Genomic DNA, 3,469 nt, shown 5'->3' with positions numbered 1-3,469 from the left:
TCTTACTCAATTATACCAAACTACCTGAAGTCTCACATTTTTTGCGACGGAACCATAGTCTTCAATCAATGATGTCCATTGTTGATTATTATTATCACAGTTGACTGTGTTTAATTCCATATCATAAGTTCTCTCTTCAATACATAGATTATTTACTTGACCGTAGCGATTTTGAATGGTGATTTTTTGAGAAGCTTTTGCTGGTAAAATACTGTAACTACATACCAACCCTAAAAGAGAAGCAAAAATTGCGCTTTGGAACAAAGTATTTTGTTTCTCTTGTTCTTCTTTTTTAGTTTTTCTCATTGAATTACCTATTTCATATTAGTGGTTAAACTACATAATACTTAGTACATTAGGATCTTGTCAAGTGAAACGTAAACTTTTTTGAAGCCAATTTAAAGTATGAGTAAATGATCTAACTTCTTTCAACATGGACAAAAGGCGATGGCTCATCGGGGAGAAAACGAAATACATCAATTCCATAGATAGGCGTTTCACTCTTCCACCTTTCCTTCTTTGTTTCTATTAAAATACAAAAATCGCTTACCAACAAAATCCGTTAGAACGAGGCAAATAATGGTTTTGTTGCAAAGAGTTCTGAAGCAGACAAGATTACTATGTATCTCGTAAGTTTTAAGCAGCAACATCAAAAAGTGATTCAATAAATTCTTTTTGAGCTACACTATCCCTATGATCAACACCATCAACTTGACCTTTGTTAATCGCGTGCATAATTTCAATTCCTCTGATGGTTCGCCACGCTGTATAGAACGACTTGTAACCCAGGGAAGCATTTGTTATTTTCTTGACCGCTCGATGGTCTTGTTCAATCTTATTATTAAGATATTTCACTCGTCTCAATTCACTATTTGGATCCAGAGTCCCTTCTTTCTTCAGGTCTTCTACGGCTGGTGGATAAGCTTTATCTAAATCTGTATTAATTACTCTCGGTTGCATACTGTGACTATTTTTGAGGACTTTCTCAAAGAATCTTTTTGCGGCCTTTCCATTCCGTCTGGCACTCAACATAAAATCTAAAGTATTACCATTGCTATCGATAGCACGATATAAATATTTACATTTCCCTTTGACCTTAATATAGGTTTCATCAACACGCCATGAATCGTTAGTTGGTTTGAGATAACGACGAGTTCGCTTATCAATTTCTGGTGCGTAGGTATGAACCCAACGACATATAGTTGAGTGGTTAACTGATAAACCCCTTTCTAACATCATCTCTGACAAATCCCTATAGCTTAAAGGATAGCGAAGATACCAACGCACATTAAGTAAGATTATTTCTTTTTGGAAATGGCGCCATTTGAAGGGTTGTTTGGGATTCATCAATCAGGTTAAATAAAGCAGTCGCGCCCCTATATCTTAACATATTACGAGCACGACTTATATTTTTTGCAACAGAACCACTTTCTGAGGGTTCCACTCTCGGATGCAACTTTTCAGGTCGCACTTTCCATGTCTCTAAATTAACATATTTTCCTCCCCTCTGAACGCTTACGTTTTAAGGGTTCTTGATTACCAATTATTTCATAAAAATTAGAGTCTATCTAAAGACATTTGATTAAATACAATTTGTAAACAAGCTGGTGTGGCATGATGCCAATCAATAAACTGTTCTTCACTACATCCTAATTTGGCAGGATTGAAGCTACCGGCCACAATAAGATCGTATTTTTGACCAAATTCATCAGCTATTCCTTCAATTTTTTTAAGAGTTTCCCCAAATTGCTGGTTGCTAATTCCTTGATAAAATGTGGGATGAAATGGGGTTTGTGCTAGGATAACCTTCACTCCCTGTTCCTTTAAGAATGCTAATAATTTTTCTGTGGCTTCAATCATCAGAGGATCAACTTGGAGTTGGAAATTTTGGAATTGTTCCAGTCGCTTTAGGGCATCCTGTCGAGCATATTCAGGAGTAAATCTTTCTCTATTCTGTAATGACCAATGTAGTGAACCATCCGAACCTATGACGTCAAGAGTTTTCGTTTCCGTTACTTTAATCGGCCCCGGAGTTTCCCCTCCAACTATATTTCGTTTAATTTGTCTATTCAAATCACTCCCAGAGAATAAGGCCAGCCAATGCTGGGTACGAAGTGTCTTATACCAAGGATGAGGTTTGATGCCTAATTGACGAGCCATAGCACGATATTCTGGCATAAACTCTCTCCACCCTTGAGGTTTTCTCATCTCAATAGGCTCAAATATTCTATAACGAAGACTCAGAATTAAAGTTTTTGGCATTCGATTATTTTCTAGTAACAAATTAGTTATGGCAAAAAAGTCTTCATTGTAGTCGCTATGTCCATGAGCATTATAAAAGGTTTTACCTTTAACTAACTCGGATGAGGCTTCTTGCCAACGACTTCCTCCCCAAACAATTATTTCTGGCGTTTTCTCTAAAAGCTTAATATGTTCTCGGCGAAAAGCTCGCCAATTAATATTAGGATCGTAAATTGAATAATTATAACCATCGTTTAAATACTTAGCAACACGCTTCATATAGTCTGTGCGATATATCATTGGGTGCATCAAGTAATTACCAATACTAGTTAATGTAAGTAGAACAATTACGGTTGAAACAAATAAAAATAGCAGAAATCTTAATTTACTTTTAATAGGTTTATTTAAGATTCTTTTTGTTTTCTTATCAGAACCTTCAGAATTTGATAACATACTTTTTATGTCTTTTATTTAACTATGTCTTTTTTTCATATAGCTCTCTCGTCACTCCTTCAGGTATAATTCCCACAAGGTAAGTTGTTAGAGCCTATCAACGGAAAATTTACAGATAGTAATTTTTTACAGTTTTATTCCCTTTTGCAACAAGATTTGCCGAATACTTTTAACACTAGTAAGTGAAGGTACTTGGCTGGAAGAAAATTGAACATTGAAGGCTTGTTCAATGGACATGATCAATTCAATATGCTTTAAGCTATTCCAGCCTTTAGAAGTACGAGGGCTAGTTTCATCATTAATTAAATCAATTGGTTCTTGAATTACATTAGCAATGATTTTTTCGAGAGATTTCATCTTTAAACACTCCTTTTACTAGATTAATTTTTTTAACTTAAGTTCAAAATTAGCTCAAACCTAATCCTTCTGTCAATACCTTCGCCAAAATGAAGAAAGAAAATTAATGTAGAGTCAAGAGGACTTTTTGTAGGAAAATGGTTTTATTAATCAAATAATTTTCTCAAATTAAGTCTATGCCTGATATTTTAGCACTTTTGACCTGTCTCAATTTTCAACTAGATACTACACAAGTTAGTCACTTTGGTCGTATTATCTCCGCTCTATTAGCTATGAGTGGACGTATTACTATGAAAGGAATCTCTCGGTGGGCGGGAAAAGGCGGAAGTTACAGAAACATACAACGATTTTACTATCATCCTTAGGTTCTGTCGCAAAAAATTTGAAAGAGTACAATCATCCTACATCAATCTAACTT

General features: G+C 35.1%; 5 protein-coding genes. 1 reads left to right on the top strand and 4 read right to left on the bottom strand.

The genetic code is table 11. The features are described from left to right. Positions 1-6: 6 nt before the first annotated feature. The 4 genes from MW688_RS05820 to MW688_RS05805 form a co-directional block, all read right to left on the bottom strand. Positions 7-306, bottom strand: a complete 300-nt coding sequence (locus tag MW688_RS05820; RefSeq protein WP_486734992.1) for a hypothetical protein — start codon at positions 304-306, stop codon at positions 7-9. A gap of 330 nt (positions 307-636) precedes the next feature. Further along, entirely contained in the window at positions 637-1,347 is a 711-nt protein-coding gene (locus tag MW688_RS05815) for an IS6 family transposase (RefSeq protein WP_486734991.1), read from the bottom strand. 210 nt (positions 1,348-1,557) lie between these two features. Beyond that, entirely contained in the window at positions 1,558-2,694 is a 1,137-nt protein-coding gene (locus MW688_RS05810; protein WP_486734990.1) for a hypothetical protein, read from the bottom strand. Positions 2,695-2,820: 126 nt separating this feature from the next. Next, the gene (locus MW688_RS05805; protein WP_486734989.1) at positions 2,821-3,051 is read right to left on the bottom strand and encodes an acyl carrier protein; all 231 of its coding nucleotides are present in this window, start codon (positions 3,049-3,051) and stop codon (positions 2,821-2,823) included. A gap of 176 nt (positions 3,052-3,227) precedes the next feature. On the opposite strand from MW688_RS05805, the gene MW688_RS05800 reads away from it, so the two are divergent. After that, entirely contained in the window at positions 3,228-3,416 is a 189-nt protein-coding gene (locus tag MW688_RS05800; protein ID WP_486734988.1) for a hypothetical protein, read from the top strand. The last annotated feature ends 53 nt before the right edge of the window (positions 3,417-3,469 follow it).

It is taken from the genome of Johannesbaptistia floridana (assembly GCF_057440575.1).
The sequence above is the reverse complement of the archived record's forward strand: the minus strand, read 5'-3'. Positions and strand labels throughout refer to the sequence as shown.

Bases quoted from the DNA above. Each gene is read 5' to 3' on its own strand.
- MW688_RS05820 (WP_486734992.1), bottom strand. From the start codon at position 306: ATGAGAAAAACTAAAAAAGAAGAACAAGAGAAACAAAATACTTTGTTC.
- MW688_RS05815 (WP_486734991.1), bottom strand. From the start codon at position 1,347: ATGAATCCCAAACAACCCTTCAAATGGCGCCATTTCCAAAAAGAAATA.
- MW688_RS05810 (WP_486734990.1), bottom strand. From the start codon at position 2,694: ATGTTATCAAATTCTGAAGGTTCTGATAAGAAAACAAAAAGAATCTTA.
- MW688_RS05805 (WP_486734989.1), bottom strand. From the start codon at position 3,051: ATGAAATCTCTCGAAAAAATCATTGCTAATGTAATTCAAGAACCAATT.
- MW688_RS05800 (WP_486734988.1), top strand. From the start codon at position 3,228: ATGCCTGATATTTTAGCACTTTTGACCTGTCTCAATTTTCAACTAGAT.